18 protein-coding genes are annotated in these 17,752 nt (G+C 62.4%); 11 read left to right on the plus strand and 7 right to left on the minus strand.

The window, feature by feature from the left end:
- Positions 1–22: 22 nt before the first annotated feature.
- Positions 23–1,045 (minus strand): hypothetical protein, encoded by a 1,023-nt coding sequence (locus J2X53_RS12890; RefSeq protein WP_349037903.1) that lies wholly within the window; start codon positions 1,043–1,045, stop codon positions 23–25.
- Between the two features lie 182 nt (positions 1,046–1,227).
- On the opposite strand from J2X53_RS12890, the gene J2X53_RS12895 reads away from it, so the two are divergent.
- Positions 1,228–2,166, plus strand: a complete 939-nt coding sequence (locus J2X53_RS12895; protein WP_349037904.1) for a DMT family transporter — start codon at positions 1,228–1,230, stop codon at positions 2,164–2,166.
- A gap of 20 nt (positions 2,167–2,186) precedes the next feature.
- Here the strand turns inward: J2X53_RS12895 and J2X53_RS12900 are convergent, their stop codons facing one another.
- Positions 2,187–2,765, minus strand: coding sequence for a thymidine kinase (locus tag J2X53_RS12900; RefSeq protein ID WP_349037905.1), 579 nt, complete (start codon positions 2,763–2,765; stop codon positions 2,187–2,189).
- Positions 2,766–3,105: 340 nt separating this feature from the next.
- On the opposite strand from J2X53_RS12900, the gene J2X53_RS12905 reads away from it, so the two are divergent.
- The gene (locus tag J2X53_RS12905; protein ID WP_349037906.1) at positions 3,106–3,558 is read left to right on the plus strand and encodes a hypothetical protein; all 453 of its coding nucleotides are present in this window, start codon (positions 3,106–3,108) and stop codon (positions 3,556–3,558) included.
- On the opposite strand, the gene J2X53_RS12910 is transcribed toward J2X53_RS12905, so the two are convergent.
- A complete protein-coding gene (locus tag J2X53_RS12910; protein ID WP_349037907.1) occupies positions 3,551–4,891 on the minus strand; it encodes a DEAD/DEAH box helicase in 1,341 nt (446 codons plus the stop codon). The two genes, J2X53_RS12905 and J2X53_RS12910, sit on opposite strands and share 8 nt — an antisense overlap.
- A 440-nt stretch (positions 4,892–5,331) precedes the next feature.
- On the opposite strand from J2X53_RS12910, the gene J2X53_RS12915 reads away from it, so the two are divergent.
- Complete coding sequence (locus J2X53_RS12915; RefSeq protein ID WP_349037908.1) at positions 5,332–6,318, plus strand: serine hydrolase; 987 nt, start codon at positions 5,332–5,334, stop codon at positions 6,316–6,318.
- 49 nt (positions 6,319–6,367) lie between these two features.
- Here the strand turns inward: J2X53_RS12915 and J2X53_RS12920 are convergent, their stop codons facing one another.
- On the minus strand, positions 6,368–6,952 hold the full coding sequence (locus J2X53_RS12920; protein ID WP_349037909.1) for a c-type cytochrome: 585 nt from the start codon (positions 6,950–6,952) through the stop codon (positions 6,368–6,370).
- Positions 6,949–8,211: a PQQ-dependent sugar dehydrogenase gene (locus tag J2X53_RS12925; RefSeq protein ID WP_349037910.1), complete on the minus strand. Its 1,263-nt coding sequence runs from the start codon at positions 8,209–8,211 to the stop codon at positions 6,949–6,951. Before J2X53_RS12925 ends, J2X53_RS12920 begins: the two co-directional genes overlap by 4 nt.
- Before the next feature lie 306 nt (positions 8,212–8,517).
- Between J2X53_RS12925 and J2X53_RS12930 the strand changes: the two genes are divergently transcribed.
- The 7 genes from J2X53_RS12930 to J2X53_RS12960 all read left to right on the plus strand — a co-directional run bounded on the left by J2X53_RS12930 (position 8,518) and on the right by J2X53_RS12960 (position 14,487).
- Positions 8,518–10,050: an acyl-CoA carboxylase subunit beta gene (locus tag J2X53_RS12930; RefSeq protein ID WP_349037911.1), complete on the plus strand. Its 1,533-nt coding sequence runs from the start codon at positions 8,518–8,520 to the stop codon at positions 10,048–10,050.
- A gap of 83 nt (positions 10,051–10,133) precedes the next feature.
- Positions 10,134–10,541: a DUF6497 family protein gene (locus tag J2X53_RS12935; protein WP_349037912.1), complete on the plus strand. Its 408-nt coding sequence runs from the start codon at positions 10,134–10,136 to the stop codon at positions 10,539–10,541.
- Positions 10,542–10,752: 211 nt separating this feature from the next.
- On the plus strand, positions 10,753–10,893 hold the full coding sequence (locus J2X53_RS12940; RefSeq protein WP_349037913.1) for a hypothetical protein: 141 nt from the start codon (positions 10,753–10,755) through the stop codon (positions 10,891–10,893).
- 252 nt (positions 10,894–11,145) lie between these two features.
- Positions 11,146–11,544, plus strand: a complete 399-nt coding sequence (locus J2X53_RS12945; protein WP_349037914.1) for a hypothetical protein — start codon at positions 11,146–11,148, stop codon at positions 11,542–11,544.
- A gap of 319 nt (positions 11,545–11,863) precedes the next feature.
- Positions 11,864–12,109, plus strand: coding sequence for a hypothetical protein (locus tag J2X53_RS12950; RefSeq protein ID WP_349037915.1), 246 nt, complete (start codon positions 11,864–11,866; stop codon positions 12,107–12,109).
- A gap of 153 nt (positions 12,110–12,262) precedes the next feature.
- Positions 12,263–14,263 carry an acetyl/propionyl/methylcrotonyl-CoA carboxylase subunit alpha gene (locus J2X53_RS12955; protein WP_349037916.1) on the plus strand — a complete coding sequence of 667 codons (2,001 nt, stop codon included), beginning with the start codon at positions 12,263–12,265 and terminating at the stop codon, positions 14,261–14,263.
- Positions 14,260–14,487 (plus strand): hypothetical protein, encoded by a 228-nt coding sequence (locus tag J2X53_RS12960; protein ID WP_349037917.1) that lies wholly within the window; start codon positions 14,260–14,262, stop codon positions 14,485–14,487. The genes J2X53_RS12955 and J2X53_RS12960 overlap by 4 nt, the downstream gene beginning before the upstream one ends.
- Positions 14,488–14,516: 29 nt before the next feature.
- Here the strand turns inward: J2X53_RS12960 and J2X53_RS12965 are convergent, their stop codons facing one another.
- Complete coding sequence (locus J2X53_RS12965) at positions 14,517–15,008, minus strand: DUF4174 domain-containing protein (protein ID WP_349037918.1); 492 nt, start codon at positions 15,006–15,008, stop codon at positions 14,517–14,519.
- Positions 15,009–15,090: 82 nt separating this feature from the next.
- Here J2X53_RS12965 and scpA point away from each other — a divergent pair, with 82 nt between their 5' ends.
- Positions 15,091–17,220 (plus strand): methylmalonyl-CoA mutase, encoded by a 2,130-nt coding sequence (gene scpA / locus J2X53_RS12970; protein WP_349037919.1) that lies wholly within the window; start codon positions 15,091–15,093, stop codon positions 17,218–17,220.
- 145 nt (positions 17,221–17,365) lie between these two features.
- Here the strand turns inward: scpA and J2X53_RS12975 are convergent, their stop codons facing one another.
- On the minus strand, positions 17,366–17,719 hold the full coding sequence (locus tag J2X53_RS12975; protein WP_349037920.1) for an AAA+ family ATPase: 354 nt from the start codon (positions 17,717–17,719) through the stop codon (positions 17,366–17,368).
- Positions 17,720–17,752 lie beyond the last annotated feature (33 nt).

Here is a 17,752-nt window from a genome sequence, read left to right on the forward strand (position 1 = left end):
ACATCCGGTGTCGGGGGCCTTTTCAGTTTGTGGTGCAGATGTCTTGCAGGCTGACCCAATCGCTGTCTGGCATCAATGGTTCGGGCACCAGACCGGCCAGCGGGTCCGCCTCGATCAACGCGATGGTGGCTTCGCCGCTGGGGTCGATGGCATAGGCATAGGGGGCAGATGACAGCCCCGCCGCCTTGAACCGGGCCAGCGCCACGTCGTCGGGCACGGCGAGGCCCTTGTCCTGCAACAGCACCTCGCCATAGCCCGCCAATGCCGAATCCGGCAGGATGCCAGAGGTCAGCAAGCGGAAAGTTGCGGTCAGCCCGGCGTGTTTCAGCACCGGCAGGATCGGGTCCTGTGCCTCGGCACGCAGCCGTTCCATCAGGGCAAGCCCGGCCAGCGCCTCTGGCCCGCCCTCATCTTCGACAAAGCGGCGGGCGATCAGGATGGTGCCGCCCGGCAGATGGGCGGACCCTGACAGACCTTCGCGCAGGATCAGGATCTGCGCCCGGTGCGGGCCGAACAGCTTGTCGCCAAGCGCGGTCAGGGCAAAGCTGCCCAGCGGCGTGGTGCAGGCTGATCCGGTCAGCCGTTGCACATCGGCCAGAGCGGCCTGCCCGATTGCCGCCCGTGTCGCTGCGGGCAGCACCGAGGCCGTATGCCTGACCAGCGCATCCGGCAGCCAGAATGCCGCCAGAGCCAGCACCAGCAGGGTGCCGCCGCCCAACAACCCGCCGCGCAACCGCCCCGGCTTTGGCCGTTGCCCGGCCAGCGCACTGCGCACGGTTTCCAGCGCGGCGATCATATCGCGGTCGTCCAGTTCCAGCGTCTCGATTGCTTCGGTTCCGGGGGCGAACAGCGCCGGAAGCTCGCCGGGGTTCAGCCGCTCGATCGCGGGCAGGGACCAGTGGCTGAGCGCGGATTCGCTTTTGGGATCAGACAGAACCAGCGTTGCCTCACGAAAGGCCACGATGACTTCGCGGCGCTGCGATGTCGGTGTGTCACGCCACAGCCCACCGCTTTCCAGCCGGGTATATTGCTTTAATGCCGTCATGGCGCGCGGAGCCTTGCCTGTCATGGGGTTGACACTAGACCAAGCCTGTTCGGGCCACAATCACCCGCACTGTGTTCGCCCCCATTCCCTGCGCTCGCCCGGAAAGGGCTGCAGGTGTCGCTTTCCGACGCGCAGGCCGTCGCCGGGCAGGGTTCAACAGAGAAAACAAAAAGGGATGCCCCATGCCTGCCGCACACCAGGACCGCACACTTGCCGCCGCCGGGCTGATCTGCGGCTATGCGATGCTGATCGGCTATACTGACAATTACGTGCGGGTGATCGCGCAGGAACATGGGCTGTGGCAGTTTCATTTTACCCGGACGGTGATGGCGCTGGCGCTGCTTGGCCTGCTGGTGCCGCTGCTGGGCCTGCGGCTGCGCCCGGTCAATCTGCGGGCGGTGGTGGCGCGCAGCCTGATCCACGGGCTGGCCATGGTGATCTACTTTGGCGCACTGGCCTTTCTGCCGGTGGCCATTGTGGCGGCAGGTCTGTTCACCGCGCCGATCTTTGTGCTGCTGATTTCGCGCTTTGCCTATGGTCATGCCATTGGCCCGGTGCGGATTCTGGCGGTGGCGGTCGGTTTTGTCGGTGTGTTGCTGGTGCTGGGGCCAGAGGCGGTATCGGGGGCATCTGCCGCCGCTGTCCTGCCGGTGCTGGCGGGGGCGCTTTATGCTCTGGGGAATGTGGCGACCCGCGAATGGTGCCCGGAGGAAAGCGCCGAGACGCTGCTGGCCGGGTTCTTTGCCACGCTGGGCCTGTTCGGTGCCTTGGGGATGATTTTGCTGACGCTGGCCCCGCTGGTTGCCCCGGTCGGGCCGGATGGCTTTCTGATGCGGGGTTGGGTGATACCGAACGGGCCGTTCCTTTTGTGGACCTTTGTGCAGGCGGCGGGGTCGCTGCTGGGCGTGGGCATGATGATCCGGGCCTATCAGATCACCGATGCGGGCCGGGCTTCGGTGATCGAGTATGTGATCCTGCCCGCCTCGGCGTTCTGGTCCTGGACCCTGTGGGGCGAGGTGCTGGCGCCGATGGCGGTTGGCGGCATGGTGCTGATTGTGGCGGCGGGCAGCATGATCGCGCTGCGGGCGGGTGCGGGCGAACCCGTCGCGCCGCAAGCCTGACGGCTTTTGTCGCTGGAGGGTCAGTTGCCGACCGCCTCGCGCCAATGCCTGCGGCACAGGCTGACATAGGTCTCATTCCCGCCGATCACCACCTGATCGCCATCGCGCAACGCCCGGCCATCCGGGCCCTTGCGCACCACCATCGTGGCCTTTTTGCCGCAATGACAGATCGTGCGGACCTCGCGCATTTCATCCGCCCATGCCAGCAGCGCGGCCGAGCCGGGAAACAGCTGGCCCTGAAAATCCACCCGCAGGCCATAGCACATCACCGGCACCGACAGATCATCGACGGCGCAGGCCAGTTGCCAGACCTGCTGTTTCGACAGGAACTGCGCTTCGTCGATGAACACGCAAGACACCGGGCCAAGGGCTATGCGCGCCTTCAGCTTGGCATACATATCCTCATCAGGGGCAAAGGTATCAGCTGGATCGCCGATGCCGATGCGGCTGGCAATGCGCCCTTCACCGGCGCGGTTGTCGAATTGCGCGGTGATCAGATATGTCTCCATCCCGCGCTCACGATAGTTGTGTGCGGCCTGCAGCAGCAGGGTCGATTTCCCCGCGTTCATGGTGGAATAATTGAAATACAGCTTTGCCATGGCAGAGCACCTATCCGATTCCGGCAGCAGCCTGCAAGCGATCAGGGTGGGTTTCGGACGGGCCAGAAACCTGTTGGCGGGGGCCGCAGCGGGCCGTCATTTATCACATACCAAGACACACGGATACCAAATGACGGGCCCGCCGCACGGCCTTGCAACCATCCCTTACAGGGACCAAGGCACGGCGGACCCCCACCAAAGCCGATGCTGGGGACATCGGCCACTCACTACTGTTCCGGAAAACACCCGGAACATCTTTATCTATGACAACCACTTGCCGTATCATTAATGGGAAAAGATTGTGTGATTTCCCCGGGGTGCGGGGTGAAGGAGGTTGTGAATGTCGGTTGCGTCCTATCTGAAAAAGCATAGCGAGGCCCTGGTCAAGGATGTGGGCATCGAGGCCGCCTGCAAGCTGACAGGCAAATCCAAGGCCACGCTGGGGCGCTATTATTCGGATCAGGATGAACATGACGACCGTTTCATGCCGGTCGACGTTGTGGCGCAGCTGGAATCCGCCGCGCGGTTTCCGCATGTCACCTCGGCTTTGGCCGATCTGCGGGGGATCACGCTGTCTTATGACGCGGACAAGCGCAATGCGACCTCAAAGGGGGTCAATCAGGATGTCGTGGTGCTCGCGCAGCGCTTTGCCATGTTGATGAGCGAGTATAACACCGCCATTGGCGACGGTGTTATCACGGTCAACGAGGCAAAGCGGATGCTGCGCGAAACGCTGGCGATTCAACAGGTGCTGCTTGACATGAAGCTGCACCTGGAGAACGGGGTCAGCTAGTCCGGCGCTGCCCTGCTGGCTTGCCACCCTCGGCGCGGCGGGGGACGTTGCCGCCACCCATCGGCTTGGGTTTGGCGGCCGGACGTGCCTGCTGCGGCTTTGCCCCGGCGGGTTTGCCAGCCTGCGGGCGGCCGCCTTGCGGACGGGCCGGGCGTTGGCCACGGTTCTGGCCGGGCTTCGGGCTTGCGGCCACCATATCAGCGGACCATGGCGCACCACCCAGGATCGGCAGCGGCTTTTTCAGCAGCTTTTCAATCGCCTGCAATTCGCCCATCTCTGCGGGGGCGCAGAAGCTGACCGACGTGCCCTCGGCCCCGGCGCGCGCGGTGCGGCCGATGCGGTGAACATAGTTTTCCGGCACGTTCGGCATGTCGAAGTTATAGACATGGCGGACGGTCGGAATATCAATCCCCCGCGCCGCGACATCGGTGGCCACCAGCACATCAAGCTCGCCATTGCGGAACTCGGTCAGGGTGCGGTCACGCTGGGACTGCGACTTGTTGCCGTGGATCGAGCCTGCCTTGAAGCCCCAGCCGGCCAGCAGCTTCATCAGCTTTTCCGAGCCATGCTTGGTGCGGCCAAAGACCAGTGCCTGTTCGGTCGGATGCTTCTTGAGGTAATCCTCCAGCACGCGGGCCTTGTCGCCGTTGGGCAGGAAGTGCACGCCTTGTGTCACCTTGTCGGCGGTCTTGCCAGCGCTGGTGACCTGCACCCGGACCGGGTCGCGCAGGTAGGTGTCGGCGATTTCAGAGATATCCTTGGGCATCGTGGCCGAGAACAGCATGGTCTGGCGCTTGAGCGGGATATGCTTGGCAATCTTGCGCAGGGAATGGATGAAACCCATGTCGAGCATGTGGTCGGCCTCGTCCAGCACCAGATAGGCGCACTGGTCCAGCTTGACATCGCCACGTTCCAAGAGGTCGATCAGGCGGCCCGGGGTGGCAACCAGCACGTCGCTGCCCTTGGACAGCGCCTGTGCCTGACGGAACAGCGATGCGCCGCCGACCACCATGGTCACCTTGACCGGCGTGCCTTTGGTAAAGACCTCAAGGTTGTCCTTGATCTGCAGCGTCAGCTCGCGCGTCGGCGCAAGGATCAGCGCGCGCACGTGTTTGGGCGCGGGCGGGTGGCCGATGTCGAGCAGGCGGTGCAAGAGCGGCAGGCCAAAGGCCGCCGTTTTGCCGGTGCCGGTCTGCGCCAGACCCATCAGGTCGCGGCCCTGCATGATATGGGGGATCGCCTGCGCCTGAATCGGCGTCGGCGTCTGAAGATTGGTTTTCTCAAGTGCCTTGAGAAGTTTCGGGCTGAGCCCGAGGTCTGCAAATGTGGTCATTGGGTCGTTCCATCAAACAAAAAGCAGGCGGTCCTCGTCCCCCAACAACTTGAGAGACCGTGCGCGCCGTCGGCGCCCCTGCGTGATGGTGGGAACCTGTATCCGGGCCTTTCGGTGCTCACGCGGCACGGGCTTCGGATAGGGGTGAGATGAGGCTTTTTGGCCGCTGTGTCAAGGGGGGTGGGGCTGCCCCCTGTGTTACACAGATAAGGACTGTGCGAATTCAATGGCTTAAGATGTGAGTTTAAGGTTTTGTCAAGAATTGCGGTACGGCCCCCGCGTCTGATCGGGCGCAAGGCTTGATCTTTCAGGGTGCGAGAAGCGCGCGGCAATCGCTGTCTCGTGATCGGTTGTGTTCTGTATTCACCAGCCGACCCGTTTCCCAAGGCGCTGTGTGGGCTATGATATTGCATCGTCAGCGCCATGTCCGCAGAGGTGAGATGCTTTCACGCCGTCAGTTTTCCGCAGTTTTGGCTGGCGCGCTTGCCTGCCCATCTCTTCTGCGCGCGCAGTCTGTGCCGACCAGTACCCTGCGCGACGCGGCGCTTGGGCTGCCGCAGCTGCATGCCATTCTGGTCCAGCGAGGGGGTGAGCGGTTGCTGGCCGAGGCCCCGCGGGGCCGGGGGCTGGAGGCTGGCGCTAACATCAAATCCTGCTCCAAAAGCATCCTTGCGCTGATGCTTGGCACCGCGATTGCGCGGGGTGAAATTGCCGGGCTTTCGGCACGTCTGGGCGAGGTCGCGCCGCAGCTGATCCCCGGCGATGCGACAGAGGGGGTGGCTGATCTGACCATGGCCGATCTGGTCACCCTGCGCGCCGGGCTGGAAGGCACGTCAGGCGCGAAGTACGGCGCCTGGGTCAATTCGCGCAACTGGATCGCCTATGCCCTGCGCCAACCCCGGATCGCGCCCAACGGGGGGCGGATGATCTATTCGACCGGGACCACCCATGTTCTGGGGGCGGCCATTGCGGTGGCCACCGGCAAAGACCTGCGGCAGCTGGCACGGGAACGGTTGGGCCGGCCGCTTGGCATTGATGTGGCATCCTGGACCCGTGATCCGCAGGGGTACTACTTTGGCGGCAACGAGATGGCCCTGACGCCAGAGGCGATGCTGCGCGTGGCGGTGATGCTGCGCGATGGCGGCACCTATGGCGAGACGCAGGTGGTTGATCAGGAGTGGGTTGAGGCATCGCAGGTGGCCCGGACAACCTCGCCCTATTCCGGGCTGGAGTATGGTCTGGGCTGGTTTCTGAGTGAGACCGGATGGGTCATCGCCCGTGGCTATGGCGGCCAGATCATCGCGGCAAATCCCGAACGCGGCCTTGCGGTGGCGATCACGTCCGATCCGACACAAATCGCCCGGTCCGGCGGCTATTTCGGCGACCTGATGCGGCTTCTTGACGGGCCCATCCTGGACCTGAGCTGAACCAGACAAGGCACCTATCGCATCCTGAGCACCGAGCGCGGCCCGCTGTCTAGTCGGACGGCACGATCTCCAGCGCAACTTTTGAATACCAGTCCGCGACTTCGCGGATATCTGCATCCGTCATTTCCGATGCGATTTCGGACATGATGTCATGTTGCCGTTTGCCAAGGCGAAACGCTTTCAACTGGGTATCAACATAGATGTTCACCTCGCCCGCAAGGTTGGGCGCATCGAGCAAAACGGATATTCCGTCAGCGCCATGACACGAGACACAGGCCGCCGGAGCATCTGCCTCGGTGACACCGGCCGGCAGCGTCGCGACCGCGGTAAAAGAGGCATACCATGCTGCAACGTCAGAAATCTGTTGCGCCGAGAGCGTGGCCGTCACGACGGACATCATCTCGTGCTGGCGCGCGCCGGTCTTGAAGGCCATGAGCTGCCCTTCAAGATACTCTTTCGGTTCCCCGCCGATATGCGGAGCAATGGGGATCTGCGCATAGCCGTCAATGCCGTGACACGTCCGGCACATATTGGCGACCTTTCGCCCTGCCTCCGGATCCCCGGCAAGACTGGGCTGCGGGAAGCCCCCGGCGAGCATAAGCCCGCCGAGAACGATGGCAAGTGCGCGGCTCATTCGGCCGGCTTCGGGTTATAGGCGATCCGCCAGATCGCTCCGGCAAAGTCGTCAGACACCAGCATCGACCCATCCGGCAGAAACTCGATGTCCATGGGACGACCGCGATACTCGCCGGTTTCCTCATTCAGCCAGCCGTCGGCAAAGACCTCTGCGCCGACCGCGTCGCCGTTTTCGTCAAGCGCCGTGAACATCACCCTGGCGCCAACCGGAACCGTTCTGTTCCACGATCCGTGCTGCGCCCAGAAGATCCCGCCGTGATACTTGTCAGGGAAAGACTTGCCTTGATAGAACCGCATACCAAGATCTGCGGCATGCGCTTCCAGTTCAAGCTGCGGTTCGACAAATGTCACCCCTTCGGGGCGTGGAACGGATTTGTAATCGGGAATCTCGACGCGCGAGTTGGTCCATGGAAAGCCAAAGTGCTGGCCTGCCGCAGTTTGCCGGTTCAATTCCCCCGGTGGGATATCGTCCCCCAACCCGTCAACCTGATTGTCGGTCCACCACAGCTCACCCGTGGCCGGGTTGAAATCCTGACCAACAGAGTTGCGCACCCCTCGGGTATAGACCTCGCGGCCTGTGCCGTCGGTGTTGATGCGGATAATGCCGCCGATGCCCAGCTCATCGTAAAGCTCAAGTTTTTCACGCGGCTGGACGTTATGCGGCTGGCCGAGCGAGATGTAGAGCTTGCCATCCGGCCCGACGTCGCACACCCGCGCGGTGTGGTTGAAGCTCTCCTCCTCCGCCGGGATCAACTCACCCTGCGGCACGACAACACCTACGGCAATGTCAGGCCCTTCGAAGAAGAATTCTGCCGCAGGAAAGACAAGAACCCGGTTCCGTTCAGCGATGTACAGGAACCCGTCGCGCGAAAAGCAGGGACCGTTCGGAATGTCAAACGTGATTGAGGGGGCAAAATCCTTTACCTCATCCGCAATCCGGTCGCGGTCCCGGTCCACGATCGACCAGACCTTGTCTTTGCGCGTTCCCGCAAAGAGCACGGTGCCCTGCGGCGCCATGGCCATGGAGCGCGCGTCCGGCACAACCGCATAAAGGCTTACATCGAAGCCTTCCGGAACATTGATGTATTGCACGATATCGCGCAGCGCCGCCCCTTTTGCCCCGTCCTGTTCGACAGTGGTAAAGGTTGCGCCAGTCTTTTGCATGTTGGTCAGCTTGTCCAGGTTTTCCTGAGCAAAGACCGGGCCGGAAAGTATGGTGCCAAGCAGCAGTCCTTTCAGGACTTGCATATGTGTCATCTGATCCTCCCTTAGGGTGAATGGAGTGACACAGCCTCCCACTGCCAACGCCGCTCCATCGCTGAATATGAGCATTACATGGTGATTCTGGTCAAGATACTTTACCAATACTCTTGGTCAGCGGCGATTTTCGCTGGGTCCGGACCTTCAGCCGAAGGGTCTGAAGATCTGTGCAGCCGCAGAAAATATACAACTTTGCAATTTGCGATCAGGCGATAAAAAATACTATGCAAATTTTCTCAAATCCACTTTGCGCCCGCAGCAACGCCTCCTATGGTGCGGCAAATCCGCAGGGGAGTCGGCGCGATGAAAGACATTCTGGCCCAGCTTGAAAGCCGCCGTGAAACTGCCCGCGCGGGCGGGGGGCAGCGGCGGGTCGATGCCCAGCATGCCAAGGGCAAGCTGACCGCCCGCGAGCGGATCGAGCTGTTGCTCGACGAGGGCAGCTTTGAGGAATTCGACATGTTTGTCACCCATCGCTGCACCGATTTCGGGATGGAGGAGGATCGTCCTGCAGGGGATGGGGTGGTCACCGGCTGGGGCACCATCAATGGCCGTCAGGTCTATGTGTTTTCACAGGATTTCACGGTGATGGGCGGGTCGGTCAGCGAGACCCATGGCGCAAAGATCTGCAAGATCATGGATATGGCGATTCAGAACGGTGCGCCGGTGATCGGCATCAACGATTCCGGTGGCGCGCGCATTCAGGAAGGTGTTGCCAGCCTTGCCGCCTATGGCGAGGTGTTTCAGCGCAATATCATGGCCTCGGGCGTGGTGCCGCAGATCAGTCTGATCATGGGGCCGTGTGCCGGGGGGGCGGTCTATTCGCCCGCCATGACCGATTTCATCTTCATGGTCAAAGACTCCAGCTACATGTTCGTGACCGGCCCCGATGTCGTGAAAACCGTCACCAACGAGGTGGTGACCGCCGAAGAGCTGGGCGGGGCCGTGACCCATACCCGGAAGTCTTCGGTCGCGGATGGGGCGTTTGAAAATGATGTCGAGGCACTGGCCGAGACCCGCCGCCTGATCGACTTTCTGCCGCTGAACAACCGCGAAAAAGCGCCGGTGCGCCCGTTCTTTGACGACCCGGCCCGCGTGGACAAAAGCCTTGATACGCTGGTGCCCGACAATCCAAATCAGCCCTATGACATGAAGGAGCTGATCACCAAGATCGCGGACGAGGGCGATTTCTTTGAAATTCAGGCCGCCTTTGCCGCCAATATCATCACCGGTTTCATCCGGCTGGAGGGGCAGTCGGTTGGCGTGGTTGCCAACCAGCCCACAGTGCTGGCGGGGTGTCTGGACATCGACGCAAGCCGCAAGGCCGCGCGCTTTGTCCGCTTTTGCGATGCCTTCGAAATCCCGATCCTGACGCTGGTGGACGTGCCCGGTTTTCTGCCCGGCACCGGCCAGGAATATGGCGGCGTGATCAAGCATGGCGCAAAGCTCTTGTTTGCCTATGGCGAGGCGACGGTGCCGAAAGTCACTGTTCTGACCCGGAAAACCTATGGCGGGGCCTATGTCGTGATGGCGTCCAAGCACTTGCAGGCCGATTTCAACTATGCCTGGCCGACTGCCGAAGTGGCGGTGATGGGGGCAAGGGGCGCGGTGGAAATCCTGTACCGCAGCGAGCTGGGCGACAAGGACAAGATCGCCGCCCGTGTCAAAGACTATGAAGACCGGTTCGCCAACCCGTTTGTTGCCGCTGAAAAGGGCTTTATCGACGAGGTGATCATGCCCTCTTCCACCCGTCGCCGGGTTTGCCGGGCCTTTGCGTCCCTGCGCACGAAGAAGTTGGCGAACCCGTGGAAAAAGCACGATAACATCCCTCTCTGAACGCAGCAGGACAAAGAGGGTGTATCCATGGCAATCATCAGCAGGGCAGGGGCCGCGCGCAGCCGACCACAGCGGAGCCGGTCATGACCGACCCCGTTGCCGACGAACTGTCCGATCATCACGCGGCTGCCCATGTCATTCCGGGCGACGGGGCGCTGATTCCGGTGCCCTCGGGCCAGCCGGTGATGTTGCAGGATGTGATCTGGAACGTCCCCGGCCCGGACGGGCTGGCGGTGCGGTTCCGCTTTGTCGCGCCGCAGATCGTCAGCGAGTCGGGCGCCACCCCCTACGAGGTGGCGGCAGAGGATATGATGCACCTGTGCCAGACCTATGCGCTGCCCCGGCTGGCAGAGTTTGGCCCGCAGCCCACCCAGATCATCGTCTCGATGTCGGATCAGCCGGTGCCGTTCGGCGAAGCGATGCCAGAGGCAACCCAGTTTTTCGAGGCGTTCAGCTATCACGATGGTATCTGCATATGGGAGATTTTCTGATGCTCCCACCAGATATGGTTGTCCGCATTCCCGCCGCCCGCCACTCTGATGTAGCAGAGTCACAGGCGGAAAACTTGGCAAACATTCCATGTCAAACCCGGCGGCAATCCGCTAGTGTAAGCGGAGGCCGGACCCAAGCGGCCTTTGCCTCGCATGAAGGGTGTGCTATCGGACATTCCGAAGCAACCTTCCAAGAATATAGGAGTAGAGGATGTCGAAGAGCACGAAAACTTTGCTGGCCCTGTGCATGGTCGCCTTTGTGGCAGCCTGCGCCGGTACCAAAGAAGCTGAAGTCGTTTATGTGGACGAACCGGTTTCGGTCGAACCCACCTACACCGGCAAATACAAGTAAGTCGGTCGGGCGGGCTGCCGGATCTGATCCGCAACATCCCGCCCCATCACTTCCCCCGCGCCAGGGCGCGGCCCGCATCCTTGCCGCCCGCACTGCGCCGCCGGCCCCGGATGCGACTACATCCTACCTTTCAGCGATGACCTGGCTGCGCCCGTATGACCATACGGCGTCGCATTCAATTACATCCTCGCCCCTTGGCCTTGGGCGCGCAGATGCCTATTGCTGTGCCCATCCAACCACAGGGGGCACATCATGCTGAAACACCGCGGCTTTCCGGGCCGCCTTCCGGGCACCGATTTTCAATTCACCATCCGCCGCGCCAATAAAAAGGACGGCCCGGCCAAGCTGATCAAGCGCGAGCGCTACCGCGACCGCAAGCTTGCCGACCGCAAGGCGGACGAAGGCTTCATGGCCGCGATCTGGCAGTGCTTTGGCGAAGAGCCGTTCGAGCGCGGCAATCTGGACGCCGGCCGTCTGTCCTGGCTGTTCGGCCGTGAGGTCATTCCGGCCGAAGATCCCTTTGATCCTGAAAGCTATGACGCGCTGCTGCGCGTCAATCTGAAAATCGCGCAAGTCTCGTTCCCCGCCGTCTTCGCTGCCGATGCCGAAGAAGTGATCTGGGACGAGACCGACGACGGGGATGACGATTGATGCGCGCCGTTCCGCCGACCCGTTCGCCGCACTGGCAAAGGCCCGCGCATCCTGCGCGGCACGGCGGAATTGCGTTTGATTTCAACGCACACAGCCCACAGTCTGTGGTTTGTCCGGTCCGGGCTCCTCATCCCCGGTCCGGGGACCATGGGACGTCCCTTTCCCTTGCCTTGCGGTCCGGTCCCCTTGGGTCCGGGCCGCACTTTTATCGGTGGCAAAGCCTTGCCGATGACGGGCCACACGGAAAATTCCCCTTTTCCACGGCCATGGATGGAGTAGAGTCAGGCGTAATAAAAACCCTGACACGAGGCAGTCACACATGGTTACGAAACACATCCTTATCGCATCGGCTCTTGCCCTCTCGCTCGCTGGCTGCGTCCAGGGCGGCGGCGGCTACGGCAACTCGGCCCCGCTCAACAGCGCGGCTGTCCGTACCGTTGGTGGTGCTGCAACCGGCGCTCTTATCGCAGGCGCAACCGGCGGCTCCAAAACGCAAGGCGCGCTTATCGGCGCCGTTGCTGGCGGCGGCTCGTGCATCATTCCGGGCACCAACAACTGCTATTGATCTGCCCGCCGCCACTGCGCGGCGCAGACTTTCGGCAGATCGCCTGATCACAGATCATTCGAAAACAGGGTCTTTCAGCCATACCGGCTGGAAGGCCCTTTTCATTTGCGGCGCAGGGTCCGGCCCGACTCTGCCCGAGGGGAGAGAGAGCCGATGTTCAAGAAAATTCTGATCGCCAACCGGGGCGAAATTGCCTGCCGTGTGATCAAGTCTGCCAAGAAGATGGGAATCAAGACGGTTGCCGTCTATTCCGACGCCGACCGCAACGCCCTGCATGTCCGTATGGCGGATGAAGCCGTGCACATCGGCGCGTCGCCCGCGAACCAATCCTATATTGTCATCGACAAGATCCTCGACGCGGTCCGCCAGACCGGGGCCGAGGCGGTGCATCCGGGCTACGGGTTTCTTTCGGAAAACATGAACTTTGCCGCGGCGCTGGAGCGGGAAGGCGTGGTGTTCATCGGCCCGCCATCCCCCGCGATTGAAGCTATGGGCGACAAGATCACCTCCAAGAAACTGGCGATGGCGGCAGGGGTTTCGACCGTGCCGGGGTATATGGGTCTGATCGCCGATGGCGATGAGGCGATCAGGATTTCCGGCGAAATCGGCTATCCGGTGATGATCAAGGCCTCTGCCGGCGGCGGCGGCAAGGGCATGCGCATCGCGTGGAGTGAATCCGAGGTGCGCGAGGGCTTTCAATCGTCAAAGAACGAAGCCGCCAGCAGCTTTGGCGACGACCGGATCTTTATCGAGAAATTCGTGACCCAACCCCGGCACATCGAAATTCAGGTGCTGGCCGATCAGCATGGCAACACCGTCTATCTGCACGAACGCGAATGTTCGATCCAGCGCCGCAACCAGAAAGTCATCGAAGAGGCCCCCTCGCCGTTTCTGGACGCCGCCACCCGCAAGGCGATGGGCGAACAGGCCTGCGCGCTTGCCCGCGCGGTCGGATACACCTCGGCGGGCACGGTTGAATTCATCGTTGATGGCGAGCGCAATTTCTTTTTCCTAGAAATGAACACCCGTCTGCAGGTCGAACACCCGGTCACCGAACTGATTACCGGCGTCGATCTGGTCGAACAGATGATCCGCGTCGCGGCGGGCGAGCCGTTGCCGTTCCGTCAGGAAGACCTGAAGATCAACGGCTGGGCGATGGAATCGCGGCTTTATGCCGAAGACCCGTACCGCAACTTTCTGCCCTCCATCGGCCGCCTGACCCGCTATCGCCCCCCGGTCGAGGGCAAGACCGCCACCGGCATCGTGCGCAACGATACCGGCGTGTTCGAGGGCGGCGAAATCAGCATGTTCTACGACCCGATGATCGCCAAGCTCTGCACCTGGGGCCCGACCCGGGCCGCCGCGATCGAGGAAATGCGGCTGGCGCTCGACACGTTCGAGGTCGAAGGCATCGGCCACAACCTGCCATTCTGCTCGGCGGTGATGGACCACCCGCGATTTACCTCTGGCAACATCACCACCGCCTTTATTGCCGAGGAATTCCCGGACGGTTTTCAGGGCGTCAGCTTGGATGCGCAGATGCTACGACAGGTCGCCGCCGCCTGTGCCGCAATGAACCGCGTCGCCGAAATCCGCCGCACGAAAATCTCCGGCACGATGGACAATCACCAGCGCCGCGTCGGCGACCCGTGGGTGGTCAGCCTGCAAGGCACCCAGTACGCGGTCACCGTCGCCGCCGACAAATCCGGCTCGACCGTGACTTTTGACGATGGCACCAGCCTGCGCGTGGCGTCGGACTGGACCCCGGGCGACAGCCTTGCCCGGCTGCGGGTGGATGGCACGCCGGTGGTGCTCAAGGTTGGCAAGATCCCGATGGGCTTTCGCATCCGCCTGCGCGGGGCCGATGTAAAGGTGCTGGTGCAATCCCCGCGTCAGGCCGAGCTTTACGCCCTGATGCCGGAAAAACTGCCACCTGACACGTCGAAATATCTGCTCTGCCCGATGCCCGGCCTGATCGTCAAGATCACCGTGGCCGAAGGCGACGAAGTGCAGGAAGGTCAGCCGCTGGCCACGGTCGAGGCGATGAAGATGGAAAACATCCTCAAGGCCGAACGCAAAGGCGTGGTCAAAAAGATCACCGCCAGCGCCGGGGCCAGCCTGAAGGTCGATGAAGTGATCATGGAGTTTGAATGATGGCCCGGATTGACAGCCTGACGGAAAAGGACCCGCTGCGCACAACGGTTCACAGCCGCGTTGACGCCACCTTTCACGCCTTCACGCAGGATGGCGTCCAATACTTGCAGATCGACACCTACGGATCATCCGACCGCGACGGCGCGGGCAAGGTCACGCAATCCGTGCAGTTCAGCGGTGAGGGGTTGGCGCTTTTGCGCCAGATCCTCGATAAGCTGGCATGAGGACCGCCGGGGGGCAGCCGCAGCCGGGCCTAGCGGCGCCCGGCCGGGTTGCGCTCCAGCATTTCCTGGCGGCGCAGCGGGAACTTGTCGATGGCGGCGGTGATCTCGCGCACCTCCCACGGCAGCGGCTTGCGGATCACCGGGCGCAGATCCTTGTCCATCAGCACAAGGCTGAACCCGCGCGGGCGCAGCTTCAGCCGCCACTCGCCCCGCGCCTCGGGGTCGGTGTCGGTGATCAAAACCACATCGCGCAATTGCAGCGCGGGCAGATCGCGAGCCAAAAGCTCCATCTGGCGCAGGAAATTCGGATCTTCCGGGCTGTCGCCGAACACCACCACCGGGCGGAATTCGAAAAGCAGATCGGCAAACACCACATCTGCCGCATCGCGCGGCCCATAGGCCCCGGCCGCCTCTTCGGCCATGGCTTCGACCTGAACTGACGGATCAATCGCCGCCGCTTCCTGAGCGGTGGCGACAAACGGCAGCAATGCTGCAAGACCAAGAGTATAAAGCGGTTTCATGCGGCTCCCTTTGATCAGAACATAGGGCGGCGCGGCCGGAAACCCAAGAGCAGATGCCAAGAGCATATGACGGAGAACACCGATGACCGACGCGCTGAACCACTGGGCCGCCCTTGCCACCAAAGAGCTGAAGGGCCGCGACCCTGAAAGCCTGATCTGGAACACGCTCGAAGGCATTCCGGTCAAACCGCTCTACACCGCCGCCGACACGGCGAACCTGCCCCATATGGGCGGGGTGCCGGGGGCCGCCCCCTTTACACGCGGGGTCAAGGCCACGATGTACGCGGGCCGGCCCTGGACCATCCGGCAATACGCGGGCTTTTCCACCGCCGAGGAGTCGAACACCTTTTACCGCAAGGCCCTTGCTGCCGGTCAGCAGGGCGTCTCGGTCGCCTTTGATCTGGCCACCCACCGGGGGTATGACAGCGACCACCCGCGCGTGGTGGGCGATGTCGGCAAGGCCGGGGTGGCGATTGACTCGGTAGAGGATATGAAAATCCTGTTTGACGGCATTCCGCTGGAAAAGGTCAGCGTTTCCATGACAATGAATGGCGCGGTGATCCCGATTCTGGCCAATTTCATTGTGACGGGGGAGGAGCAGGGGGTCGACCGCAGCCTGCTGTCGGGCACCATTCAGAACGATATTCTGAAGGAATTCATGGTCCGCAACACCTATGTCTATCCGCCCGAGCCGTCGATGCGGATCATCGCGGACATCATCGAATACACCTCCGAGCATATGCCAAAGTTCAACTCGATCTCGATTTCCGGCTATCACATGCAGGAAGCCGGGGCCAATCTGGTGCAGGAACTGGCCTTTACGCTGGCTGACGGGCGCGAATATGTGCGCACCGCGATTGCGCGCGGCATGGATGTCGACGCCTTTGCCGGGCGGCTGTCATTCTTTTTCGCCATCGGCATGAATTTCTTCATGGAGGCCGCCAAACTGCGTGCCGCCCGGCTACTGTGGCACCGGATCATGTCCGATTTTTCTGCGAAAAATCCGGTGTCGCTCATGCTGCGCACGCATTGCCAGACCTCTGGCGTCAGCCTGCAAGAGGCGGACCCCTACAACAATGTGATCCGTACCGCCTATGAGGCGATGTCGGCAGTGCTGGGCGGCACGCAGTCGCTGCATACCAATGCGCTGGATGAAGCGATTGCGCTGCCCACCGAATTCTCGGCCCGCATTGCCCGCAACACCCAGCTGATCCTGCAGGAGGAAACCGGCATCACCCATGTCGTCGACCCGCTGGCGGGCAGCTATTATGTCGAGACGCTGACGCATCAGCTGGCGACAGAGGCGTGGAAGCTGATTGAAGAGGTCGAGGCGATGGGCGGCATGACCAAGGCGGTCGCCACCGGGATGCCGAAACTGCGGATCGAGGAATCCGCTGCCCGGCGTCAGGCGGCGATTGACCGGGGCGAAGATGTCATCGTCGGCGTCAACAAATACCGCAAGGCGAGCGAAGACGCGATTGATATTCTGGATATCGACAACGTCGCCGTGCGCGAAAGCCAGATCGCCCGGCTCAAAACCACCCGCGCCAACCGCGACGAGGCGGCGTGTCAGGCGGCATTGGCCGAGTTGACCCGCCGCGCGGGCGAAGGCGGCAACCTGCTGGATGCCGCCGTCACCGCCGCCCGCGCCCGCGCCACCGTAGGGGAGATTTCAGACGCCATGGAAACCGTCTTTGGCCGCCACCGCGCGGAAGTCAAAACCCTCGCCGGGGTCTACGGCGCCGCCTATGAGGGCGACGCCGGGTTCGAGGCGATTCAGGCCGATGTCGAGGCCTTTGCCACCGAAGAGGGCCGCCGCCCGCGCATGCTGGTGGTGAAGATGGGCCAGGATGGCCATGACCGGGGGGCCAAGGTCATCGCCACTGCCTTTGCCGATATCGGCTTTGACGTGGATGTCGGCCCCTTGTTCCAGACCCCGGAAGAGGCGGCGCAGGATGCCATCGACAATGACGTGCATGTCATCGGCATCTCGTCGCAGGCCGCAGGGCACAAGACCCTCGCGCCGAAACTGGTGCAGGCGCTGAACGCGGCAGGGGCGGGCGACATTCTGGTGATCTGCGGCGGGGTGATCCCGCAGCAGGATTACCAGTTCCTTTATGACAACGGCGTCAAGGCGATCTTTGGTCCGGGCACCAATATCCCGAGCGCCGCCAAGGATATTCTGACCCTGATTCGTCAGACCCGGCGCTGATCCGGCACCCGCCCGGCCTTGACGGGCCGGGTATGCCTCCGGCGGGAGTATTTCAGAAAGGTGCAGATCAACCGTCTGGCCTGCCTGATTTGCATCTTTTGAAAATACTCCGGGGGGCGGCGAAGCCGGGGGGCTGGCCCCCCTCTTACAGCTCGATTTCCCCCTCGGGAATCGGCAGGGGCTTTGGCGCATCCTTGCGGCGCGGGATCAGGATATCGCCATTGTCGAGCAGGCGCGGGGCATCGTAGTTGCGGATGTCATCGACCAGCGCCATCAGCTTTTCCAGTGTCGGTTCCATTTCCGACAGCGCCTTGCCCATCTCGTTCAGCGCCGGTTCCATCTCGCGCATGAGGCCACGGAACAAAAGCTTGGCACCCTCTTCCATCAGATCAAAGCCCTTTTCCGCCTCGGGTTGCGGGGCAGGCAGGGTCTGGGCGATGGCAGGCGGGGCTGCGATCAGCAGGAGGGGCAGGGCGAGGGTGCGGCACAGGGTTTTCATGTGACCCATTATGTCGCTGCGCCGGAACCGGCG

This window comes from Pseudotabrizicola sp. 4114, from assembly GCF_031457365.1.
Taxonomy (GTDB): Bacteria; Pseudomonadota; Alphaproteobacteria; order Rhodobacterales; family Rhodobacteraceae; genus Pseudotabrizicola.

What these genes read in the sequence shown, in the direction of transcription:
- J2X53_RS12890 (WP_349037903.1), bottom strand. Translation starts at nt 1,045, where the DNA reads ATGACGGCATTAAAGCAATATACCCGGCTGGAAAGCGGTGGGCTGTGG.
- J2X53_RS12895 (WP_349037904.1), top strand. Translation starts at nt 1,228, where the DNA reads ATGCCTGCCGCACACCAGGACCGCACACTTGCCGCCGCCGGGCTGATC.
- J2X53_RS12900 (WP_349037905.1), bottom strand. Translation starts at nt 2,765, where the DNA reads ATGGCAAAGCTGTATTTCAATTATTCCACCATGAACGCGGGGAAATCG.
- J2X53_RS12905 (WP_349037906.1), top strand. Translation starts at nt 3,106, where the DNA reads ATGTCGGTTGCGTCCTATCTGAAAAAGCATAGCGAGGCCCTGGTCAAG.
- J2X53_RS12910 (WP_349037907.1), bottom strand. Translation starts at nt 4,891, where the DNA reads ATGACCACATTTGCAGACCTCGGGCTCAGCCCGAAACTTCTCAAGGCA.
- J2X53_RS12915 (WP_349037908.1), top strand. Translation starts at nt 5,332, where the DNA reads ATGCTTTCACGCCGTCAGTTTTCCGCAGTTTTGGCTGGCGCGCTTGCC.
- J2X53_RS12920 (WP_349037909.1), bottom strand. Translation starts at nt 6,952, where the DNA reads ATGAGCCGCGCACTTGCCATCGTTCTCGGCGGGCTTATGCTCGCCGGG.
- J2X53_RS12925 (WP_349037910.1), bottom strand. Translation starts at nt 8,211, where the DNA reads ATGACACATATGCAAGTCCTGAAAGGACTGCTGCTTGGCACCATACTT.
- J2X53_RS12930 (WP_349037911.1), top strand. Translation starts at nt 8,518, where the DNA reads ATGAAAGACATTCTGGCCCAGCTTGAAAGCCGCCGTGAAACTGCCCGC.
- J2X53_RS12935 (WP_349037912.1), top strand. Translation starts at nt 10,134, where the DNA reads ATGACCGACCCCGTTGCCGACGAACTGTCCGATCATCACGCGGCTGCC.
- J2X53_RS12940 (WP_349037913.1), top strand. Translation starts at nt 10,753, where the DNA reads ATGTCGAAGAGCACGAAAACTTTGCTGGCCCTGTGCATGGTCGCCTTT.
- J2X53_RS12945 (WP_349037914.1), top strand. Translation starts at nt 11,146, where the DNA reads ATGCTGAAACACCGCGGCTTTCCGGGCCGCCTTCCGGGCACCGATTTT.
- J2X53_RS12950 (WP_349037915.1), top strand. Translation starts at nt 11,864, where the DNA reads ATGGTTACGAAACACATCCTTATCGCATCGGCTCTTGCCCTCTCGCTC.
- J2X53_RS12955 (WP_349037916.1), top strand. Translation starts at nt 12,263, where the DNA reads ATGTTCAAGAAAATTCTGATCGCCAACCGGGGCGAAATTGCCTGCCGT.
- J2X53_RS12960 (WP_349037917.1), top strand. Translation starts at nt 14,260, where the DNA reads ATGATGGCCCGGATTGACAGCCTGACGGAAAAGGACCCGCTGCGCACA.
- J2X53_RS12965 (WP_349037918.1), bottom strand. Translation starts at nt 15,008, where the DNA reads ATGAAACCGCTTTATACTCTTGGTCTTGCAGCATTGCTGCCGTTTGTC.
- scpA (WP_349037919.1), top strand. Translation starts at nt 15,091, where the DNA reads ATGACCGACGCGCTGAACCACTGGGCCGCCCTTGCCACCAAAGAGCTG.
- J2X53_RS12975 (WP_349037920.1), bottom strand. Translation starts at nt 17,719, where the DNA reads ATGAAAACCCTGTGCCGCACCCTCGCCCTGCCCCTCCTGCTGATCGCA.